The sequence below is a fragment of the Polynucleobacter sp. HIN6 genome (genome assembly GCF_030297575.1).
Taxonomy (GTDB): domain Bacteria; phylum Pseudomonadota; class Gammaproteobacteria; order Burkholderiales; family Burkholderiaceae; genus Polynucleobacter.
In genome coordinates this window covers 303,300-325,974 of record NZ_AP028137.1, presented here as the reverse complement: position 1 = coordinate 325,974, position 22,675 = coordinate 303,300, and the positions used below count along the sequence as shown (strand labels likewise).

Genomic DNA, 22,675 nt, shown 5'->3' with positions numbered 1-22,675 from the left:
CGAGCGGGACTACAGACCAATCGTGTAGGTTGCTAACACCGTCGTTGAGCTCACCGCTTTGTAAGGCTCTTGGCGATAAATTCCGGTAATCCCCAGTACGTGGTTTTTTTCGATGGCGTATGAGGCGCCCACAAGTGCGGTGGGTCTCGTTTTCACCGGATTTAGATTCATGGAAATGGGAGTTAGATTGGGAATATTGGAGTTACTCGCCACATAATTTCCAGCGCTGGTATTGGTATCACTTTCTAAGCCGCCACTCAGATTGAATGTCAAATCCACGCGGGGTTGATACGTGACTCCTAAGCCAGCGAGTGCCGTCGTGGCATTACTTTGCACCGCGTTGTAACTGAGCGGATACGCAACCGTTGCGCTGGTTGTTTCAGTATAGGCGCCCACCGTACTTTGCGTATAGCGCATTCCAGCGTACGGGCTCACCGTCCAACGCGCCGCTACTGGAAAACTGTATTTCACAGTGGCTTGCACACCCTGATTGGTTAAATTCGATGAACCGCTTCCGGCTTCACTGGTGCCCACGACCGGGCGAGTGATATTGACAGATTTTTGCCCATAGGCTCCTGCCATACGTACCTCCCAACCAGTTCCGAGTGAATTTTCAGACCACGCGGCAAAGGCACCCACCAAAGGGGTGGCATTACCAAATTGCACGTAGGAGCTGGGGTTACTAGCGGATAAGTTTTGATCAGCAAAAAGCCCGATGCGCCATTGCGGTGCGACGCGATACGCTGCAATCAATAGGCCGCTGGTATTGTTGATCTCGCGTGCCTGCACGGTGGTATTGCGACCGCCAACTGAAATACAAATGCCGCGCAGATCAAATACCGTGCAGTCATAACCTAAGCTATTGACAAGCACCGCATTTTGCAAAATTAAGCTGCTTTGTAAGTAATTGGCAGTAGTATTGAGCGCACTTTGGGTATCGGCAGTGCTTGGGCCAACGGAGGTAATCTCAAAGTAGACATTTTGGGCATCGTAATTAATTTGATAGCGAATGTTGCTCGCAAGATTAGTATTAATGGTGCCAAATTGACCCGTGAGGCGATTGGAACTCAATAAGGTGTAGGTTTTTCTGCTGTACGTACCCGATTGCGCATTAATCACCAAACCACCGGCAATCGTAGCGTCACCCAAGACATTTAAAACGCTATTGGCCGTTGGCGTCACATCGCTTTGCAAGGTGCCACTACTCGTTTGGGTGTAATTACCAGCAATTGTTAATGTACCGATCGAGCCGCCCGGTTGCACAGTTCCCGTTGAGGTTACAGATCCTGCGACCATGCCATGGCCTTGCAACAAAGCGCCGGCTTGGACTGCAACATTACCGCCTAAGCGGGCCGTGGTATGGGCTTCACTTTGTCCGACTTTTAAGGTTCCAGCGGCTACCGTCACATCACCCGTATTCGTGCTCACACCATTGACCACCAAACGACCCTCACCTTGTTTGGCGAGAGCTCCGGCGCCACTCAAAGCGCCATCCAAAACCACGCTAGCGCCCAATCCAGCGTCTATCGCATTACCGCTACCTTGCAAAATCACTGGACGGCTTGCTGAAAAACTCTCAGTGGTTTTTAAGGTCCCGTTGCTAAGCTGTACGTTTGCGCTCGCGTTTCCGAGTGCAGCATCGGCATTGATCCACAGCGTGGCGTTTTGCACGGTTGTGCCGCCACTATAGGTATTCGTACCTGACAACTGCTGCACCCCACCGCTCACGGTGACGCCACCAGTCCCCGTAATTGCTCCGGCATAGTTACTTGATGCGTTACTAAGCCTGAGGTTTTGATTACCCAAGGCAGTGTTGCCACTCCCTGCCAAGGATTGAATTGATGCACCACTGGTGGTAGCGCTAATATCTAAACTACCATCAACTTGTACCACGCTTGATTGTGCAATCGATCCACCACCCAAAAGAGCCAGCTGTGATCCGGAGCTAATGGCGGTGGTGCCAGTGTAGGTGTTACTGCCAGCGAACTGCTGCGCCCCACCGCTCACGGTGACACCACCCGTACCGGTAATTACTCCCGCATAGGTACTTGATGCGTTACTAATCGTGAGGTTTTGATTGCCTAAGGCAGTGGTGCCACTGCCTGCTAAGGATTGAATCGATGCGCCATTGGTGGTGGCACTAATATCCAAGACCCCATCGACTTGCACGACGCTTGATTGCGCAATGGAGCCACTGCCCAAGAGAGCTAATTGTGAACCAGGGTTAATCGTGGTGGCGCCAGTGTAAGTGTTGTTACCCGAAAGAACGAGGCTACCCGGACCTGAAATCGTGAGACTACCGGAGCCCGACATCACACCACTAACAGTTGCCGATCCGGAGCTGGGCGCAATCATAATCCCCGAGCCATCGAGCACAAAATTACTGCTCACGGTTTCACTTAAACCCAGTTGCAAACTGCCCCCAGTGAAGTAGGGGTTCACTGCCGATCCCAGCTGCGAGGTGGTGGCCGTCATGCCAGGGCCAATCGTTGGAAAGGTGAGCTTCCAAATGCCGCCAGCAAGTGTTTGGGACTCTAAAGTCCAAAGCCAGCCATCGTAAGTGGTCGAGAAGTTCCTAATATTGCTTGCATCAAAACCACCTAGAACCGCGTTATACGTGGTATTGAGTGTCATCGTGGAACCCGGAGCAATCCCAAACCCCATGCTACCGGCAATTACACCGCTGGTATTGAGTTGGCCGTACTGGGCTAGACTGGTAATTCCAATTTGGTAGGTATCAGGTAAATTACCGCGAATGCTTAAGGGCCCTGCTCCACTGCCGCTGCCTTGGAAATTATCAATCGTACCGATTGACCCATTGTTTTCAATTCCACTAGCACCCGTAATAGTGCCAGCATTTGTGATGGTACCAATCGCATTAGGCGTAGTATTGTCATTGAGGATTCCAGCAGTAGCACCACTAATGGAGCCGTTGTTAGTAATTACATTAATCGAGCCAAGGCCACTGTTATAGATTCCCCAGGACGCACCGGTAATCGAGCTGGTTGCATCGGCATTGATGGTATTGATCGTGCCGATATTATTAATCCCCTCGAAGGTGGTGCCGGTGATTTGGTTACTGTTATTAATTGTGCCGATCGATCCATAGTTGTCAATGCCAGTGGCACCCGTAATCGAGCCAGTACGAGTGTTGGTAATCGTGCCAATCGCATTGGGTGCAGTACTATCATTTCGAATACCACTTGAAAAGCCAGTAAGCGAGCTCGTGCCGGCAATCGATCCGCTATTCGTAATCGAATTAATAACGCCATTACCACTATTCTGGATCCCAAATCCATTAGTTTGTGTAATAAAACCCGAGTTGTTGGTGAGATCGAGATCGCTAATGTCTGCACGAATGGTGCCCGAATTGTTTAGCAAAGAAATCGTCCCCGTGTTGTAAATACCAGTGGTGTAAATGCCACCTATAGAATTATCATTGGTTAAATTTAGGCTACTGGTGTAAAGATTAATGGTGCTGGTATTGCTTAATTGATTAATGGTACCGGTGTTATAAATACCAATGGTGTAGATGCTGCTAATGAGGCTGGTATTATCATTTCTGATACTCAGCGGATTACTGGTATTGATGGGATTTGTGTTCAGTAGTCCATCAACAACGCCGCTGTTTTGCCGACTAAACCCATAAATACTCCCAATTGAGCCGAAACTATTATTGTCGATACCGAAGATAGTCCCCGCAATTGAACTGGCCAAATCGTAAGTAATTGCTCCAATCATCGACTGGTTATAGATACCAGCTCCACTCGTGCCGATAATTTGGTTGTTGGTGAAAATCGTGCCAATCGATCCATAGTTTTCAATCCCATAGCCACCCGTAATCACTCCAGTATTGGTGATTGAACTAATGGCATTGAATGATGTATTGTCATTACGAATTCCGCTTGTGCCACCGGTGATGCTATTTGTATTTTCAAGCGAATCAATGGTGCCTGAGACATCGTTCAAAATGCCAGAATTGAATCCCGATAAGGTCCCCTGGTTTGTGAGCGTACTAATACTGCCATTATTAGCAATCGCGTAAGCTGCACTACCAGTAATGCGGGCACCGCTCGCATTCGTTAGGATCTCAATTTGCGCATTAACTCCATTTTGAATCCCAGTCTCACCATCAATCGTGCCGAAATTACGCAGCGTACCAATCCGATTGGGATTAATAAAACCCCAATCATTATTCCGAATACCATACATTGGGATACGTGAGGGATAAGCCTCATCTCCGATCTTGCCGTAGTTATCAAGATTAGCGATGAGTCCGCCACCCGTATTGAAAATCGAAGCCGTTAAGAAATTCCAGGGGTTTAGGGTGCCTACATAGCCTGTGTCACGATTAATAAAACTAGTGATAGTGCCAGCGTTATAAAGGGCGGCTTCACCACCTGAGATGTTTGATGCAATCGAACCTGAATTATCAATACGATTGAAGGTACCTTCTGTATCGTTATAGATGCCATAAAGTGGGGAGGCGATAATACCGCCAGAGAGATTTTCAAGCGCGGTGATCGTACCCTTGTTATAGATACCCGCATCACCCGGCACCCCATTAAGATTCGTACCTAAAATCTCACCTGCATTTTTTAAGAGCGTAATGGTTGCAGCTTGAACATCGCTATCAACCGTTGCGTCGGTATTGCGAATTCCTGATGAACCTTCAATTCGACCGGTTGATTGGTTGTCAATCAAGGCAATATCACCTTCATTTTCGATACCGGCGACATAGCCAGTGATGGTGTTTTCATTCAGGATGGTTCCAATCGATCCGGAGGGGCGTAAATCCAGACTGGCCAAAGGAAAAAATGAGCGATGATTAAAAATGCCGGAGCGGCCCGATGGATCGCTATTTGACTGAATACTCGCGCCAGCTTGATTGTGAATCGAATCAATTCGGCCAAGGTTATCAATGCCGTAATTGGTATTGCCGGCGATTACTCCCTGATTATTAATATTGCCTATATACCCAACCCCGGTCGTGAATCCCCAGCCCATAAGGACGTCATTCAAAACACCACTGCTGGTGCCAGCAATGCTGCTGCCTAAAGTTGAATTGGTAATCGCATTAATCGTGCCACCCGAATTGATAATGCCGTAGTTTGATGAAGCCATATAAGGCGAGTCAACTCCGATTTTCCCCGTATTGGTGATCGCACCAATATCACCATCATTCTGAATGCCCGCGGTAGGTCCAGTAATTCGCAAGGAATTATCAATCGTGGTGATCGTACCGAGGTTTTGAATGCCGTATTCATAAAAACCTTCGATACTGCCGGAGTTATCAATCGCCCCAAGCGACGCGCCGGTGTTATTAAAAATCGCACTGCTACCACGGATGATTCCGGGGTTGATGTTCACTAAGGAGTCAATACGCCCGTCATTACGAATCCCCATTGAGCCGTATGACGCATCTCCCTCAATCACTCCCTGGTTATCGAGCGTACCAATCCGTCCTTGCGAAGCACCATTATTGGTATTGAAAATTGCCACATTCGAACTCATGGCGGAATCGGCCGAGTTGGTAAGTAGCTCAATAGTGCCGCCATCGTTATAGATGGCGGACGCCGTACCCACAATACTGGCAGGGGCATAACCAAAGACACTAAGGTTACTCAATTGATTAATCGTACCTGTGTTGTAGATCCCCAAAAAACTCGTACTCGTTGGCCAAGTCATACTGTTAAACCCAATATTGGCCCGATTTTCGAGTGAGCCTACGGTACCCCCAAGATTACGAAAGCTCGCCCCATAGTCGCGAGGAAACTGAGGGTCATACATTGCTGGATCAAAATCCCAATATCCCAGTAATGAGGCGTTTAGATTATTGGAGAAGGTATTGATCGTGCCGTAATTGACAATCCCTGAATTGTAGTTTCCTTGAATGAGGTAATTATTGGCAATGTAATCAATAAGGCCACTATTCGTATTTGTAATGCCATTACTATTGCCAATAATTTGGCCCACGTTATCAATTAAACCAATATAACCTTGATTAAAAATTGCGTTCGACGTAAATGGTCCGATCGTTCCGATATTGGAAATGGTGCTAATCGATCCCAGGCTTTGATTGACAATGCCACTATTAATATTGAAAGTATTGGTGATTCCGGTATAAAAGCCGCTACCTGATAGAGTTCCAAAATTATTAAGGGTATTGACAGTACCCATGAGTTGCACCGCAGGATTAGACGGTGGCGAAATGGTCACACCACTTTGCACAACCAGATCTCCGTCATACCAATACACCTGGGAACACTCACTAGCTACCGAAATCTCATTTACGCTCGGACTTGTGGCTGAGCATACGCTACTCGCTATCGCGGTATGCGGCACTAATCCACAAAGTAGTAACAAAATGCCACGAAGTATCACGTGGTATCGATCGCTAAATGAATATGGGGTGCGCACTGGAATTAAATAAATGAGTGGATTACTAAATCAATCGCTACATGAATCACAACAGATCGAGAGGACTAGCCTTGGAAGCACTCTTGAATCAAGAATTCGTAGACCCGTTGAACGTTTATTTAGTTTTAATAATTTAATTTTTTGTTTTGTTAAGTATGGTTTAAATGATGCTAAGCACAAGAACCGTTAGTAATCGATGGGTATTACAAGCCGACAAATGACACAGTATTCTTTCTAGACGCTTTTTAGATGCCTTTTAATGCTTTTATCGGGTTTTTCAATTGGACGATTGCTGTCTTACTGCACAAAACGATGCTTATCAATAAGTTCCAAATTATAGAATGAATCAGAAGGTCTAAGGTCTCTGATGCACCCCATCGGTGCAAGCGATTGATTCAACGGGAGTGGTAAGAGCCTGATATACGCTAAGGACTGCGCAATTGATAAAGCGTTAGGCTGTAGAAGGGCAGCCCTGCCCCCCCGGTCTGACGTATTGAGAATTAGTTCGTTTTGCAAAAAACAGGGTAAATGGGCCATTGACCCATGAACACCTATTCTTTAGCGCCTACGCTGCAATTCCAATAATTCGCCAATAGCCTGAGAGAGACGGCGCTCAAGCGCCGATTGATAGCGCAACAAAAGCTCAGCCTCCGAACTGGGCAAGGCCAAGGCTTTGAGTAACAAATCCCGTGTGTTTGCTGATACTGGGCATAGGCTCGCTTTGCGTCTTGGCTATCAACATAGAGCTGCACCCACAATTGGCACTGGCTCATAATCTGCCTAAACTTTTTAGCTGAGACCTCTTGTTCATTGTCAACCTGGGTAATTGCTTTCGTTTTGGGGTGCCGTTTTTGCGCGCTCAGCCTCACGGGCTGCCTGTTGCGCCTCAATCCACTCCTCAAGCTCCGTTTTTGAGTCGGAATCTGAATCCACATCTTTGAATCATCGAGCGGCTCAAACATAGCAATGAGGGATTTAACCTGCTCTAGATAATTCTCACCATTTTCATAAATCGTTTTTAGGTTTTGCAATAGGGTTTCAAGTTGCGCCAAACGTGAACCCTTATTTGCCTCACTGGGCTGGAGCTCTTTCAGATGGCGATCGATCAATTGCGTCAGATGCGGTACCAGTGCCCATAAATTCGCCTCATCCACAGCCTTACCTTGTAAGCTACGTACCTCAGTGGCAATCTGAAAAAGTTCTAGCTCAGTAAGACCCAGTGGCAACGTGAGCGAACCAAAACGAATGTATTCCAAGGTCATGCCCTTGACCACCCCTTTTACATGCGGCATTTCTTAAAAAACTGATTAGGCGTACTGGCTAATTTATTGGCTTCGATGTCAAGGCGGGCATTCTCAACTTGATAGAGTCTTGCTAACTTCGCTCGGCAAAGCGCAATGCGCTCAATTTGAAGTTTTTCAAGAGGAGATTGAGGTTTGTAGTAATCAATGAGCTCTTGGGCAAACGATTCCATCATGACCAATTCGGCTGGTGAAGTGGGTACTTTGGCAGTGAGGCCATGTTTAATGGAATTTTGCGAAGCTTTTGCTATACCACTTGGAGATTTTGGACCGCCGGAGCGGCGAGATTTAGGTGGCATCGGCTCTCTCCTACTTTGGTGGTTTTAGACGAACACCAGGGCCATCGGTGGGAGTACCAATGAATTCAATCCCAGCTTCTTCAAAAGCTTTTTTGATTGCCTCAATGGTTTTCATCGTGCCATTGGGAACTCCATCGGCAGTTTCCATTCGCATGATGGTTGAGAAAGCAACACCAGATTTTTCAGCCAGATCGGCACCAGTCCATTTAAGTAAGGCACGACCCGCCCGAATTTGACCACTTGTAATCAAATGATTATTACCTTATTATAGGTAATCATTATCTATTTAAAGATAATAATTATTTATATGGAGATAAAAAATGCTTAATAATCAAGATTTTACACACAATCGCGCTACTTTCCTAGGTGGAAGCGATATTGGGGCGATTCTTGGGGTCTCAAAGTACCGCTCAGCCATGGATGTCTGGTTGGAAAAGACAGGTAAGCGCATGGATCACAAGGATAGTTTTGCCCTGCGCTTTGGTTCGTTTGCCGAAGCGTTTATTGCCGATGAATATGCTCTGCTCACGGGTGAGCATCTTGTTGAGCATCCAGAAGGTCTTGTTCATCCCACATATTCCTTTTGCGTCGGACACATTGATCGCTTTGTGTTGGAGAAGAAAGAATTACCTCTCTTTCATTCTGATGGACGTCTTAATGCCAAGAAGCTCTTGGAATGCAAGACTGCCAATCACTACAGTCAGAGCGATTGGGGTGAACCAGGAACCGATGCAATTCCCCTACCCTACCTCTGTCAATGCTTGTGGTACTTAGGGATTACTAATCTGACTGAGATCGATGTTGCCGTTCTCTTAGGAGGGTCGGATCTGCGGATCTATACGATTACCAGAGACTTAGAGCTCGAGTCCTTACTATTTGAGAAAGCCGCTTTCTTTTGGACCGAGCATGTTCAGAAAGACATCCCACCCAAACCGCAATCGATGACCGATTGCCAAGTACTCTTTCAGCGAGCGAGTATTGGTAAAACGCTGGAAGCTAACTCGGAAACGTTGGATCTCATTCGAAAGCTCAAAGCCTTGGAATCTCAAGCCCATGCTGAGGAGGAGCAAATTAATACGATTAAGCAAGCCCTCATGGAAACCATGGCGGACGCCGAAGTGCTGACTTACCTTGGCAAACCTGTAATCAATTGGAAGGCTCCCAAACCATCGTATCGGATTGATACCAAACGCTTGGGTCTAGAGCATCCTGAACTCATCAAGGCTTATCAGAGCCCAGTCATCAATAGTCGGCGCTTTGTGGTGAAAAATTTACCCAAGGAGCTCTTTACACATGAGCGCATCATAGAAGATTTTGTATTAGAAGAGGGAATCCAATGAGCAAGATATCGATCCTTGATATGTCTGAAGATCTTTTGGATGAGGATCGATCTGAGCAGACATCCTCACCCAAAAAGCTAACATCAGAAAACTGGACCGGCAAAGTAAGTTCATCAAAGACCCCATTAAAAGGAGATAACTTCATTACCGATGTCGCAAAAGCGCTTGAAATCACGAAAGAGGAACTTTGCGATTGGGTACAAGAAGCTGCGCTTCCTGAGGATGTCTTCAAAGCGATCTTGAAAATCGCCAAGCATTTAAAACTCAATCCTCTCATGGGTCACATTGATTGGGAACTAAATCCTGATGGTAAATATGAGCTCTTTATCCCAATTGATGGCTGGATTACTCTGATTCATCGGGAACCAACATTCCAAGGAATCACCTTTAATCAATCCCCTGAGACCGACCAGGACGTTCCCATTTGGATCGAGTGCTCCATCTATCGCTCAGATCTCACCCATCCGATTACCGTGCGCGAGTACTACGTGGAACTCAAAACAAATCATCCCATTTGGCAACAGATGCCCCGGCGGATGCTGCGGCATAAAACCCTGCAGCAATGCGCGCGCTTAGCTTTTGGGATTATTGCGCCTGAATTAAATCCGCAAAGACGGCCATTCAATTACCCAAAAACAATTATTTGCTCTGAAACGCTGCACCAAATGAAGCCCAAACAAGTATTAAAAGAAGTATTAAGCCATGGGAATATTGCTCAGTAATTTATTCAACTGAATTGAAAACTTTGAGCAAATGTAATCCTCGAGGAAGACGAAGGGAACGAAGACCAAGGAACCCATTTTTTTACTGCCCGGTTGCCTCCACTTCCTCTATGAATGCTTGCTGCGTAATTGATTAGCGATTTTCATAATAAGAGCTTTTTTAATAATTATTGAAATTTAAGTCAAATATTATTTAAATTTTAAATAATTTATTGACATATAAATCAATTATTAGTACCATCACCGAATGAAAAAAACCTCTGCCCCGATTGGAGAACGCAAAAAAAACGGCCATTTCTTTGCGCCTAGAAGGTAAAACTCTAGCTGAGGTAACAGCAAAAACGGGCTTTTCACTGCCCACCATTTCTGCCCTTGTAAAAGCCTATGAAAAAGGAGGGTGGGAGGCCATTGAATCTAGAAAACCTGGCAGGCCCAAAGGTGGCAGCCGCAACGCCACCCAAGAGTTAACCGATTTACGTGCTAGCTTTTTAGCTGAGCGATTGCTTGGCAAACCATTTGGTCCTGTATTTACGATTACTGATCTAGTTACTTGGTTTTTCAAAAAAACCAATGAGAACCTTAAAGAGCGCACAGCGATTCGTCGGCTTGCCGAATGGGGTTTTCTACCTCCTGATCGCCCGCTTTGCGCCGGCACTCTGTATCCCGATCCTCAGATAGCCATTTTTTGGGCGAGAGGCCCTAAGGGGGAAGTTTTCATCATGCCAAGTGGGCTACCGCTTACCGATGAAGCGTACTGCGCAATTTTTCGCTCGCTTGAGGAGCACTTTCCCAAAGGTCTGACCATCACCCTAGATTTTGCGGGCGTTCAATATACGCCGCTACTAAATGCATGGCTGTCACGCCATCCTCATTTCAAGTTGGCAGAACCTAAACAGGAAATCAAACCAATTGAGAAGAAAAAGTCGGAAACTCATCGACAAAGAAAGGGGGGAATGAGGGAACCCGCTGAGCAGCCGCCTAAGTCATCAAGTCATACGAGTCGCTCTTCAAGCAATTCCAGTCGATTGACACACCTACAACGACTGGAGGCGGAAGCGATTTACATCATGCGAGAGGTAGTCGCCGAAGCAGAAAATCCAGTGATGCTCTACTCCATTGGCAAAGACTCCACCGTGATGGTGCGGCTCGCAGTCAAAGCCTTTTATCCCGCTAAGGTGCCTTTTCCACTGCTGCACATCGATTCCACCTGGGAATTTCAACAAATGTATGCGTTTAGTCAGTGGCTCCAAAAAGAGCATGATCTCAAATTAATTTCGTACGTCAACCAAGAAGGGATTGCCCAGGGCATTAATCCCTTTACCCATGGCAGTCAAATTCATACTGATGTGCTAAGAACCCAGGGTTTAAAACAAGCTCTAGACCAATACGGCTTTGATATTGCCTTTGGCGGAGGGAGGCGCGATGAAGAAAAATCACGCGCCAAAGAACGCATCTTCTCATTTCGCACTAAAGATCATCGCTGGGATCCCAAAAACCAACGACCCGAACTTTGGAATTTATACAACACGAGAAAACACCCGGGAGAGAGCATTCGCGTCTTTCCCATTTCCAATTGGACCGAACTGGATATTTGGCAATACATTCATTTAGAACAGATTCCCATTGTGCCGCTCTACTTGAGCGCTCCTCGTCCGGTTGTTAATCGCGATGGCACCCTCATCATGGTTGATGATGATCGGATGCCTCTGGCGCCAGGCGAAGTCCCCATGATTCGGAATGTGCGCTTTAGAACCTTGGGCTGCTATCCATTTACAGGTGCCGTTGAATCAACCGCTACCACTTTAGAAGACATCATTCAAGAAATGCTCCTCACGAAAACTAGTGAGCGCCAAGGGCGGGTAATTGATCATGACTCGGCGGCAAGCATGGAAAAGAAAAAACAAGAGGGGTATTTTTAATGGCTCATGTCTCTGATCTCATCGCTAACGATATTGAGGCCTACCTCAAAAAGCACGAGCATAAAAGTTTGCTACGGTTCATTACCTGTGGCAGCGTCGATGATGGTAAAAGTACCCTCATCGGACGCCTTCTTTATGAATCAAAAATGATTTTTGAAGATCATTTACAGACGCTGCAAACCGAAAGTAAAAAATTTGGCACGCACGGTGATCGACTAGACTTTGCCTTGCTAGTTGATGGCTTAGCCGCCGAGCGGGAACAGGGGATTACGATTGATGTTGCTTATCGCTTTTTTTCAACCGATCAACGCAAATTTATTGTGGCGGATACGCCCGGTCATGAGCAATACACTCGGAATATGGTTACCGGTGCTTCGACTGCCGATCTCGCCATCGTTTTAGTGGATGCACGCAAAGGAATACTCACGCAAACGAAACGTCATACCACTCTGGTTAATCTCGTAGGCATCCAAGAAATCGTATTAGCTGTGAATAAGATGGATTTAATGGGATATCGCCGCGAGGTTTTTGACAAAATTGTGGAGGACTATCGAGCGTTTACAGCGCTACTAGGCATTACAAAATTCACAGCGATTCCGATGAGCGCCTTAGAGGGTGACAATATCACTGCACGCAGTATTGCTATGGATTGGTACAGCGGCCCAACGCTTATGGGTTACTTGGAGTCGGTGCCAATCGATATGGACTCGGCAAACCAAAAGCCCATGCGCTTTCCGGTTCAATGGGTTAATCGCCCGAACCAATATTTTCGCGGTTATGCGGGAAGCTTAGCATCAGGGTCTCTAAAAAAGGGGGATGCTGTGCGAGTCACGCCATCCGGCCAAGAAACCAAAATCAAAGAAATTCTTTTGTATAACAAGTCCTTACCCAAGGTAGTGGCTGGTCAGGCCATTACCGTAACGCTCGAAGATGAAATCGATATTTCTAGAGGGGACATCCTGTGTGATCCAAAGTCACCCCTAGAGGTATCCGATCAGTTTGAGGCTAAATTAGTTTGGATGGCTCAAGAGCCGTTACACCCTGGGAGAAGCTTTCGCCTCAAATGTGGGACTAAAACGGTTAATGCAACCGTTACAAAAATTAAATACCAACTAAATGTCAACACCCTCGAAAAGTTAGCCGCAGAAAAATTAGACCTGAACGCGGTAGCAGTATGTAACCTATCAACCGATACGCCACTGGTTTTCGATCCCTATTTGGAAAATAAAACAACCGGTAGTTTTATTTTGATTGATCGGCACACCAATAATACGGTAGCAGCTGGCATGATTGATTTTGCTTTGCGTCGCGCTAAAAATATTACTCCACAAGCTTTTACAATCACTCAAGAAATTCGAGCACTTGCATTGAATCAAAAACCGAAAGTATTTTGGTTTACTGGGCTTTCCGGTTCAGGGAAAAGCACCATTGCCAATGCCTTTGAGCAAAAACTCCATGCCATAGGTAAACATACCTATATCTTAGATGGGGATAATCTGCGCCATGGATTAAATCGAGATTTAGGATTTACCGAGACCGATCGAGTCGAAAATATTCGTCGCACTGCGGAAGTAGCTAAGCTCATGGTTGATGCTGGTTTGATTGTCCTGGTTACCCTAATCTCACCCTTTAGGGCTGATCGTGCCATGGCGCGAAGCCTTTTCAAAGAAGGTGAATTTATCGAGGTATTTATGGACACACCACTTCAAGTAGCTGAACAACGCGACCCCAAAGGGCTTTATGCAAAAACCAGAAAAGGTGAAATAAAAAATTTCACTGGAATTGATTCGCCATATGAGAAACCGTTAGCCGGAGCACCCCCAGAACTCACCATCAAGTATTCGGATTCAGTTGAATCTAATATTAAGCATTTAACACAGCTGTTGAATTGCACAGTAACTAACAACTCTCCAGCAGGTTAACTAATTTAATTTAAATATAAAATCCTCATAAGCCAGCCTAAGCCCCGTAGAAAGATCTATCTTTGCTTCCCAGCCAAGATGGCGAATCTTATCCGAGTTCATTAATTTTCTTGGTGAGCCATCAGGCTTACTAGAATCAAAAACAATTCTTCCCCTATAAACTATTGCGTCAGCTACTGCATGGGCTAGTTCCTTGATAGTGATGTCGCTGCCATAACCAACGTTGATGTGCCCTTGCATAGGTTCAGTGTATGACTTATAAACCACCTCATCGAGTTGCATGACAAAAATGCTGGCAGCGGCCATATCATCGACGTATAAAAATTCACGCTTAGGAGTACCAGTTCCCCAAATCATGACCTCGGGTGATTGATTGATCTTCGCCTCATGAAAACGTCTAATCAGGGCCGGAATCACATGGCTATTTTCGGGGTGGTAATTATCCCCAGGACCATACAGATTAGTGGGCATCACAGAGCGGTAGTCCACCCCATGGCTTTTGCCATACTGACGGTTGTAGCTCTCACACATTTTGATCCCCGCAATTTTGGCAATCGCATAGGGCTCATTAGTGGGCTCGAGCTTCCCAGTTAAAAGTGCATCTTCAGCCATAGGTTGCGAGGCTAACTTGGGGTAAATGCAGCTTGACCCTAAAAACAAGAGTTTTTTCACACCACTCACAAACGCCTGATGAATCACGTTGTTTTGTACCATCAGGTTCTCATAAATAAATTGCGCTGGGTAAGTATTATTTGCATAAATTCCGCCTACCTTGGCTGCGGCTAAATACACCTGATCGGGTTTTTCGGTCTCAAAAAAATGACGAACCGCAGCTTGATTGGTAAGATCCAACTCTTGGTGCGTGCGATAAATCAGATTGGTATACCCTTGGCGCTCTAACTCGCGCACAATGGCTGATCCCACCATCCCCCGGTGGCCCGCGACGTAGATTTTTTGGTGAAGATCGTTTGCCAAAAAAGAGTCCTTAATTCGTTACGAGAGAGTTAAGCGTGTTTTGCTGTTCTGTTACTTTTTTCTTACTTCTCTATTGCTTCTCGCTTACTTTTCCTTACCCACTGTCACCGCATACCCATGCTTTTGGAGTAAGGCATGCTGCTTGGCTTTTTCAAGATCATGGGCGACCATTTCCTCAATCATTTGATCGAGAGTAATCTCAGGGACCCATCCGAGCTTTTCTTTGGCTTTAGTTGGATCTCCTAGGAGGGTCTCGACTTCAGTGGGACGATAGTAATGGGGGTCGATTTGTACAATCACATCGCCTACTTTGAGCGCAGGCGCTTTATCTCCCTCAATCTTTGTGACGATTGCCTTCTCGGCTTCAGCTTTGCCTTCAAATGTGAGCGTGATTCCTAACTCGTTGGCACTCTTTTGAATGAACTCACGAACCGTATATTGCACACCAGTCGCAATCACAAAATCCTCTGGCTTATCTTGTTGGAGCATAAGCCATTGCATGCGCACGTAATCTTTAGCATGCCCCCAATCACGAAGTGCATCGATATTGCCCATATAGAGGCATTGCTCTAAGCCTTGGGCAATGTTCGCAAGCCCCCGAGTCACTTTACGGGTCACAAAGGTCTCGCCGCGGCGCTTGGACTCATGGTTAAAGAGAATGCCATTACATGCATACATGCCATAGGCTTCGCGGTAGTTCACCGTAATCCAATAGGCATAGAGTTTCGCGACTGCATAGGGGCTTCTGGGATAAAAGGGGGTCGTTTCCTTTTGTGGGATCTCTTGTACTAGGCCATAAAGCTCAGAAGTCGATGCTTGGTAAAAGCGGGTTTTCTTCTCTAAGCCCAAAATACGAATCGCTTCGAGCATGCGTAGCGCCCCAATCGCATCCACGTCGGCCGTATACTCGGGGGATTCAAACGAGACTGCCACATGGCTTTGCGCACCCAAGTTATAGATCTCATCGGGTTGGCACTCTTGAATAATCCGTACCAAATTACTGGTATCCGTCAAATCCCCATAGTGGAGAATCAGATGAGGGTGATTGACATGCGGATCTTCGTAGAGGTGGTCAATGCGCTCGGTGTTAAAGAGTGAGGCGCGGCGCTTAATGCCATGGACCACATAGCCCTTCTCTAATAAAAATTCTGCAAGGTAAGAGCCGTCTTGACCAGTAATCCCGGTTATTAAAGCAACTTTGGCTTGATTCGTACTCATGGCTTCTCTCTTAACTCCATTATTCGTCATTGAGCTTATTGTCGCCCATAGGTGTCTTCAAAGCGCACAATATCATCCTCACCCAAGTAAGAACCGGATTGAACCTCAATAATCTCCAAAGGCTCTGTGCCGGGATTGGCTAAGCGGTGGGTTTGTCCTTGGGGGATGAAAGTGCTTTGATTTTCATGCAAGGTCAGCACCTGATCACCATTGGTAATCTCGGCAATACCCTTAACCACAATCCAATGCTCAGCGCGGTGATGATGCATTTGCAGCGATAAACTCGCTCCGGGTTTGACTTGAATGCGTTTGACTTTAAAGCGCTCGCCCTCATCAACGCTGTCATACCAACCCCAGGGGCGATTGACTTTGCGATGCAGGTTTTTCTCTTCGCGCCCTGCTTTCTCTAAGCGACTCACAATCGCCTTGACCTCTTGGCTATTGGCACGATTGGCTACCAAGACCGCATCGGCAGTTTCCACAATCACGAGATCTTTCACGCCCACTGCACTCACTAGGCGCGTACTCGAATACACCAGACTATTGGTGGTTTGATCCAAAACCGTATCACCCCGTGTCACATTTCCGGCATTATCTGGAGCGCCGACTTGCCACACTGCATCCCAAGCACCCAGGTCATTCCAGCCCGCATCCAATGGGACCATTTGAATGGGAAATCTGCTACCTGGGCATTGTTCAATCACTGCGTAATCAATCGACTCGCTGGGAATTGCTTCAAACAGAGCCTTGTCAGGACGAATAAATACGGTACCATCGTGCGCGTCACTGGTTTTACCATCCCATGCTTGAGTGCTTGCCTGCAAAATGTCTGGGCGAAATGCCTGGAGGGCTGCAAGCCATACACCGGCTTTGAGCACAAACATCCCGCCATTCCAATAGTAGCCACCCTCCTTTAAATACTGGGTCGCGGTTGCCACATCGGGCTTTTCAACAAAACGCTCAACGGTCATACCAATATCAACTACTGCTTGAGGATCGAGCTTGGCCTTGATATACCCGTAACCAGTCTCTGGACCAGTGGGGGTCACGCCCAGGATAGCGATTGCCCCGGATTGCGCAATCTGCAGTGCGGAGTGCATCGCCAACTCAAAAGCGGGTTGATTAGTAATCGTTTGATCGGCTGGGGTGATGAGCAAAATGGGGTCATCGCCTTGCGCCTGTGCACACAATGCCGCTAGCGTAAGCGCCGGGGCAGTATTGCGTGCTACCGGCTCGAGTAGCAATGTTGCCTTTACATCCTTTAACTCACGCAATTGATCGAGCACTAAAAACCGATGCTCTTCATTGGTCACTATTAAGGCAGGCTGTTCATCGGCATGGGACCCAATCGCTTTTTGAGCGCGGCTCAGGGCTTGCTGAAAAAGGCTATGCTGGTCTTCATTACTTGAGAGAACAAGAAATTGCTTGGGGAATCCCGAGCGCGATAAGGGCCACAAACGCGTACCCGAGCCGCCACATAGAATGACAGGGATGATAGAAGGCATAGAATAAATCTATAAAGATAACTTATTTTAATGGTATTTTTGTTTGTTTTATTCTACTTTTATTTATCAAGTAAAAAGGAAGGCCAAGAAGTCTAGAAAACATTCCAAAGAATTGAAATATTAGACCAATTAATGCTCCATCATCTATTGATAAAGTTTTTGAAAGTATGAATTCAAATGCAAATGTACCAATACCAAAACCCCCGGCAAATCCAAAAATACCGCAGAAAATAGCTATTGGAAAAACAATTAGCCCTTTGATTGGATTAATTTCTTGCCCCAAAGAATAGCTAATTACCAGCAATGAAAAACACCAAAATAAATGATTTAATATTGACAAAGCAATAGATGTAAAAAAAAATTTTGGAGTTTTTCTTAGTGTATTAAATGAACCAATTAATTGCAAGATACGAAAACCAATCCTACTCTTTGGCAAATAGTAATTAATCTTTTTGTTATGGTAAATAATATTTGAACCCAGTAACCTAAAAAGTATCAACGGACCAATTCCTAAAAGAAATGAAAGTCCAACTATTTCCTTTTGAAACCCAATATCACCCAAATAAGACCAACCTAGAATTGATGCTAAACAAGCTAAAATAAATAATCCCAAAATACCAATAACTCTATCGAATCCAACGGCTAAAATTCCAGAAAATTTAGAGCCAGGCTCTACAGATTTAGCTACGTAAACACCTTTGATAATATCGCCTCCGTTTGAGCTTGGCATCATGAGGTCAAAAAAAGACCCGATCATAGTCCAGCGCAACGCAACATGATAAGGAACAAAAATATTTTGACTCGATAATATAATTAAAAATCTATATGAAACAATGAAAAACGGGGGAATAGTTAAGCAAAACCCTAATAATAACCAAGGCCAGCGAGTTTCTAAGTTTGTTACAGATGAAAAATCAAGCTTGTTCGAATAAAATAATATCCCAATTACACTTAATGCAACTAACAATTTGAAAGGGGTTGACGACAGAAACTGAAGGCACCATCTTTTTAACATCTTGAATGACATCAATCCTGACGCCTAAGCTCAAACCATAAGTAAGCTAATAACTTCTTTCCTGTTGGCCAAATTTTAAAATGGGTTTCACCGTACCCCCTTGGAAGCTCCTTGGTAGGAAATTCAATACGTTTAAATTTTAATTTGTAGCTTCGAACCACCATCTCTAGATCAATCGACAAACCCTTATCCAATATTTTCATTCTATCGAAAGACTCGCGCCTCCAACCCTTAAACCCATGTAATACATCACGTATTATGTTACCTTCACGACGCCAAATTAATTCAACCATGTAGGCAAGCATAATCACAGCCCATTTTCGAGGCCGAAGCAAGTATGCATCTTCTTCATTTACAGATCCTGGTAACATCCTGCTTGCAATTACAAGGTCATAACCAGCATCAAATAATGGCCCAAATTTAAGCAGATCCTCAGTTGGTAACGTACCCTTTGCGAAGAAAACAACGATCGAATCACCAGACGCCATTTGATTTGCATGTACGTAAGCAGCATTTAACCCAGGTTTTGGCTGCTTATAAACTTTTATCCCTTGTGACTCTAAATACTCTGCTGTACCATCAGTACTACCACCATCAACTGCAATCACCTCAAAAAAATTATGTAGCGGTAGGTTGGGCACATCGTTCTTGCAGCCCTCAAGCTCATTCCAGACAATTAAACAAAGTGTAGTTTTCAAGGTAAAGCTCCATGACATAGGTCATGAGCCAAACGAAGAGCTTGATCTACAGCAACATCTGAATTCATGTGCTCCCAAGTCCCCCATCTACCAAGTCCAACTACAGAGTGATTTTTAGCCCAAGCCAGAATTTTCCGAACCGCTTCAGGCTTTTCAATGGTATTTATTGGATATGCAAACTCATTGTGAAAACGAATATCACTTTTCCCCAAAATTGATGAACGCTTTGCATTTGTTTCAGTCCAATATCCACGTGAACCAGAAATAAAATTAGCTCTTAATAATATTCGATGATAGGTGATTGATTCATTAGGTTCATATATCCAATGAGAATCATTATCAAGTGTTTCAGGAATATAATCTATATCAATTGAAGCATTTTTCAAGAGATTAATAGCATCCACAATCTCAGTTGGTAGAATACAATATTTTTTCCAATAAATCCATGGGATAGAAGTAATTAGATTTTCATAATGAAATTCATCATTAATTACATGATTATTAATATCAATTGATTTAATGCTGTAATTCGTTATCAAAGAATCTCCAAGAAATTTGCCCATACGACGCCATACTTCACCATAACCAAACTCTTTGGGATATAAAAATTTTCCGTGAGCAGGCAAAGATCCGGTAGGTTTAGCCTCCAAACAACTCAATAGAGTTTCACGAAAGGAAACGTTTGGAAGCTTGTACAGCCAATAAGTACCAAGAAAATCCGGGTCCATCGACCAAATTTTTCGATTGTATGGAAGCATATAATCTTTGGAGATACGCTCACCAAACTTCCATGTTATCCACTTTGCAAACGAGCGAGGTTCTTGATCACCGCTTACGCATCCAGCCTGGGCAATAGATTCAAGATAATCAATTTGAGTCTCAGTGGGAAATTGCCATAAATTAGCCTCCAGAGGGTGGTCAATTTCTACGCCACGAATACGAATTTTAGAAATCCTCTCATGAAGTAACCACTCTTCTGCGGGCATAAATCTAAATAAGAAATCCAAAACATTTTGACGTCTTACATCTAAGAAATGACCGCCACCTATATCAAGTGGAGAACCATCTATCATTTCAGATCTACACAAGCCGCCAACATTAGAATTTTTTTCTAATAATAAAAAATCCGATGGTGAAATACCGTTATTTATTAAGGCATTTGCAAAACTAAGCCCGCTTGGACCGCCGCCAAGGATTATGAATTTAAAATTTTTCAACTATTACTCCCTGTATCATTGAAATGTCTGCAGAAAATTCTTTTTTAACTAAACGAAAATATATTTTATTTATAGCATTTTTAGTAATATCAACAGAAAAAGGCATATTTTGATTTATTCGATAAGGATCTATTTCACCGACATTAACCCAATTTAAACCATCCCAAGAAACATCAAGATCAAAAATACGTTGACTATTTGCTTTTTGCCACTGCTCCCAAAAAATGAAACTTATTCTATATTTGCTATACGAATCAAATAAAATTTGATAAATAAAGTCGCCATTTCGATTCGTTCTATAAAAATAAAGAGATGGATTTATATTTGGGTTAGAATAGGTGGAATTAATACCCGATATGAGTCCATAATTCTTAATAAAATTTACCCCATTAAATGGAGAAAAGAATTCCTTATCGTACAACACGCCAGAATTTAACGAAGTCGATATTGACAAATTATTACCTAAATCTATTGCAAGAGATTTAGCATCAGAAGAAATTTCATAATTTATGACATTCTTATTAATAAATTTAGAAAAAAAATAAGGTTCAAATTCTTTTATATTTTTAAAAACTCTTAAATTTTTACCATATATATCCTCTTTATTAAACCCTAAATTTGCAATAACAATAGTATCTTCATTATTAATTCTTGTTAATAAACTTTGCCACTTTGGACAATTAACAATACTATCAAATTGAAGAATTTCAGTTAATCCACAGGCATTAAGGTAGCCTTTGAGCTTCATTTCTAATTGATAAGGCCAATATGTTGAAAATCTTGCTTGTGTATTTTCAGAGAAAAGCATTGAGCCCATCGCTGGGCCACTACTATAATAATCAAGAATAGTTGGATACCTCTGATCAGATGCGATAAAAATGATACTGTTATTTTTACTTTCAGCAGCATTGGGAATTATATTTTGTAATATTAAGTCATTTTTTTTAATGCTATTTACATTAACTAATTGCCAAAATGAAGTAATAAATAAAACTACGAACAAATAAAAAAGAGAAACTATAATTTTAGTTCTAAGTTTTTTTGTAAAACTGTCTATAAGTAAATAAAAAGAAATTAATATAAGAGTAAATGGGATATATCCATACCTTCTAGGCATAAAATCAGGGATTGAGTTTGATATTACTACCGTTAATACATATATTAAAAGGAATGAAATTGATAATAAAAAATATCCCAAAGAAAATTTTATTAAATTATTAGAATAGTTAATTTCTTTTAATTTGATATTTATATAGAGATAAAATAATAAAAAAATAGGTAGAATATAAAGTGCGAAAAATATAAAGTTAACTAATTCAAACTGAAACAAAAATGTTTTAACTATAGAATTTAATGTAGTTAACAAACCTGTGTAAGATGAATATAAAGATTGTTCTTTTATTGAAAATCTTGCAGTAGTTGCTTCTGATGATACATAAAACTTCCATATTAAAAAATGAATTGTTATCACAACATATTGAGATAATACAGTGATTTTAAAAAAATTATTGAGACGATTTGATTTAATTACTCTAGATACCAATAACATGGCCAAAGGTGCAGCTATAACTTGCATTTCACCTGTCAAGGCAAGTAAGAATCCAAAAATTACACTTGATTTTACTGATAAATTAAATTTATCATTTATTGCTAAACTTATTCCTATTATTAATATCTGTACAGGTAAAATTAAATAGGAATAGTGATGAAAACAACTTGTCCATATGAAGGGACTACATACCCAAATTAACGAAACAAATAATGCAGATATGTTATTAATACCTAATCTTATATTTAAATTATAAAGGTAAAAGCTGGTAACTATGTGGGTAGCTATTATTATTAAAGTGTAAACATATATATTACTTAAACCAAAACTCCACAGTAAAAACTGAATTGATCTTGAAATCCCATATGTTCTGTATTCGTTTGGTAAGTCTAAAGCAAATATTTTTATAAATGAATTTACCCATCCAATACTGTCATTTAATGCCTCAAAATTATTTGGTAAATTTATGTCATCATAAACTAATGTTTTATTAACCCACCAAAGTGATCCTATGTATAATCCCACTAAAATTATTATTAATTTTTCTTTATGAGTTAGAATTTTTTTAATCATGA

General features: G+C 43.3%; 15 protein-coding genes and 1 pseudogene. 5 read left to right on the top strand and 11 right to left on the bottom strand.

What is annotated here, in order from left to right:
• Window positions 1-9 precede the first annotated feature (9 nt).
• The 4 genes from QUE66_RS01680 to QUE66_RS01665 all read right to left on the bottom strand — a co-directional run bounded on the left by QUE66_RS01680 (window position 10) and on the right by QUE66_RS01665 (window position 8,270).
• Window positions 10-6,384 (bottom strand): autotransporter-associated beta strand repeat-containing protein, encoded by a 6,375-nt coding sequence (locus tag QUE66_RS01680; RefSeq protein ID WP_286224016.1) that lies wholly within the window; start codon window positions 6,382-6,384, stop codon window positions 10-12.
• A 587-nt stretch (window positions 6,385-6,971) separates the two neighbouring features.
• Entirely contained in the window at window positions 6,972-7,712 is a 741-nt protein-coding gene (locus tag QUE66_RS01675; protein ID WP_286224015.1) for a hypothetical protein, read from the bottom strand.
• The gene (locus QUE66_RS01670; RefSeq protein ID WP_286224014.1) at window positions 7,700-8,020 is read right to left on the bottom strand and encodes a hypothetical protein; all 321 of its coding nucleotides are present in this window, start codon (window positions 8,018-8,020) and stop codon (window positions 7,700-7,702) included. Before QUE66_RS01670 ends, QUE66_RS01675 begins: the two co-directional genes overlap by 13 nt.
• A gap of 10 nt (window positions 8,021-8,030) precedes the next feature.
• Complete coding sequence (locus QUE66_RS01665; protein ID WP_286224013.1) at window positions 8,031-8,270, bottom strand: helix-turn-helix transcriptional regulator; 240 nt, start codon at window positions 8,268-8,270, stop codon at window positions 8,031-8,033.
• Window positions 8,271-8,340: 70 nt separating this feature from the next.
• Between QUE66_RS01665 and QUE66_RS01660 the strand changes: the two genes are divergently transcribed.
• From QUE66_RS01660 to cysN, 5 genes and pseudogenes are all read left to right on the top strand, one after another.
• Window positions 8,341-9,360 carry a YqaJ viral recombinase family nuclease gene (locus QUE66_RS01660; protein ID WP_286224012.1) on the top strand — a complete coding sequence of 340 codons (1,020 nt, stop codon included), beginning with the start codon at window positions 8,341-8,343 and terminating at the stop codon, window positions 9,358-9,360.
• Complete coding sequence (locus QUE66_RS01655; protein WP_286224011.1) at window positions 9,357-10,082, top strand: recombinase RecT; 726 nt, start codon at window positions 9,357-9,359, stop codon at window positions 10,080-10,082. The genes QUE66_RS01660 and QUE66_RS01655 overlap by 4 nt, the downstream gene beginning before the upstream one ends.
• Window positions 10,083-10,351: 269 nt before the next feature.
• Window positions 10,352-10,507 (top strand): annotated as a pseudogene (locus QUE66_RS01650) (helix-turn-helix domain-containing protein); the annotation flags it as partial.
• A 600-nt stretch (window positions 10,508-11,107) separates the two neighbouring features.
• Window positions 11,108-12,001 (top strand): sulfate adenylyltransferase subunit CysD, encoded by an 894-nt coding sequence (gene cysD, locus QUE66_RS01645; protein WP_458574884.1) that lies wholly within the window; start codon window positions 11,108-11,110, stop codon window positions 11,999-12,001.
• Window positions 12,001-13,923: a sulfate adenylyltransferase subunit CysN gene (gene cysN, locus QUE66_RS01640; protein ID WP_286224009.1), complete on the top strand. Its 1,923-nt coding sequence runs from the start codon at window positions 12,001-12,003 to the stop codon at window positions 13,921-13,923. The genes cysD and cysN overlap by 1 nt, the downstream gene beginning before the upstream one ends.
• On the opposite strand, the gene fcl is transcribed toward cysN, so the two are convergent.
• The 7 genes from fcl to QUE66_RS01605 all read right to left on the bottom strand — a co-directional run bounded on the left by fcl (window position 13,924) and on the right by QUE66_RS01605 (window position 22,673).
• Entirely contained in the window at window positions 13,924-14,898 is a 975-nt protein-coding gene (fcl, locus tag QUE66_RS01635; protein WP_286224008.1) for a GDP-L-fucose synthase, read from the bottom strand.
• 84 nt (window positions 14,899-14,982) lie between these two features.
• Window positions 14,983-16,116 (bottom strand): GDP-mannose 4,6-dehydratase, encoded by a 1,134-nt coding sequence (gene gmd / locus QUE66_RS01630; RefSeq protein WP_286223986.1) that lies wholly within the window; start codon window positions 16,114-16,116, stop codon window positions 14,983-14,985.
• Between the two features lie 35 nt (window positions 16,117-16,151).
• On the bottom strand, window positions 16,152-17,621 hold the full coding sequence (locus QUE66_RS01625; protein ID WP_286224007.1) for a mannose-1-phosphate guanylyltransferase/mannose-6-phosphate isomerase: 1,470 nt from the start codon (window positions 17,619-17,621) through the stop codon (window positions 16,152-16,154).
• A 22-nt stretch (window positions 17,622-17,643) separates the two neighbouring features.
• The gene (locus tag QUE66_RS01620; RefSeq protein ID WP_286224006.1) at window positions 17,644-18,588 is read right to left on the bottom strand and encodes a lysylphosphatidylglycerol synthase transmembrane domain-containing protein; all 945 of its coding nucleotides are present in this window, start codon (window positions 18,586-18,588) and stop codon (window positions 17,644-17,646) included.
• A 59-nt stretch (window positions 18,589-18,647) separates the two neighbouring features.
• The gene (locus QUE66_RS01615) at window positions 18,648-19,334 is read right to left on the bottom strand and encodes a glycosyltransferase (RefSeq protein WP_286224005.1); all 687 of its coding nucleotides are present in this window, start codon (window positions 19,332-19,334) and stop codon (window positions 18,648-18,650) included.
• Window positions 19,331-20,551, bottom strand: a complete 1,221-nt coding sequence (locus tag QUE66_RS01610) for an NAD(P)-binding protein (RefSeq protein WP_286224004.1) — start codon at window positions 20,549-20,551, stop codon at window positions 19,331-19,333. The genes QUE66_RS01615 and QUE66_RS01610 overlap by 4 nt, the downstream gene beginning before the upstream one ends.
• A complete protein-coding gene (locus tag QUE66_RS01605; protein WP_286224003.1) occupies window positions 20,538-22,673 on the bottom strand; it encodes a hypothetical protein in 2,136 nt (711 codons plus the stop codon). The genes QUE66_RS01610 and QUE66_RS01605 overlap by 14 nt, the downstream gene beginning before the upstream one ends.
• Window positions 22,674-22,675: the final 2 nt, after the last annotated feature.

Excerpts from the sequence above, each read along its gene's own strand:
- QUE66_RS01675 (WP_286224015.1), bottom strand. The coding sequence starts at position 7,712 with ATGCCGCATGTAAAAGGGGTGGTCAAGGGCATGACCTTGGAATACATT.
- QUE66_RS01670 (WP_286224014.1), bottom strand. The coding sequence starts at position 8,020 with ATGCCACCTAAATCTCGCCGCTCCGGCGGTCCAAAATCTCCAAGTGGT.
- QUE66_RS01660 (WP_286224012.1), top strand. The coding sequence starts at position 8,341 with ATGCTTAATAATCAAGATTTTACACACAATCGCGCTACTTTCCTAGGT.
- QUE66_RS01655 (WP_286224011.1), top strand. The coding sequence starts at position 9,357 with ATGAGCAAGATATCGATCCTTGATATGTCTGAAGATCTTTTGGATGAG.
- cysN (WP_286224009.1), top strand. The coding sequence starts at position 12,001 with ATGGCTCATGTCTCTGATCTCATCGCTAACGATATTGAGGCCTACCTC.
- gmd (WP_286223986.1), bottom strand. The coding sequence starts at position 16,116 with ATGAGTACGAATCAAGCCAAAGTTGCTTTAATAACCGGGATTACTGGT.
- QUE66_RS01625 (WP_286224007.1), bottom strand. The coding sequence starts at position 17,621 with ATGCCTTCTATCATCCCTGTCATTCTATGTGGCGGCTCGGGTACGCGT.
- QUE66_RS01605 (WP_286224003.1), bottom strand. The coding sequence starts at position 22,673 with ATGATTAAAAAAATTCTAACTCATAAAGAAAAATTAATAATAATTTTA.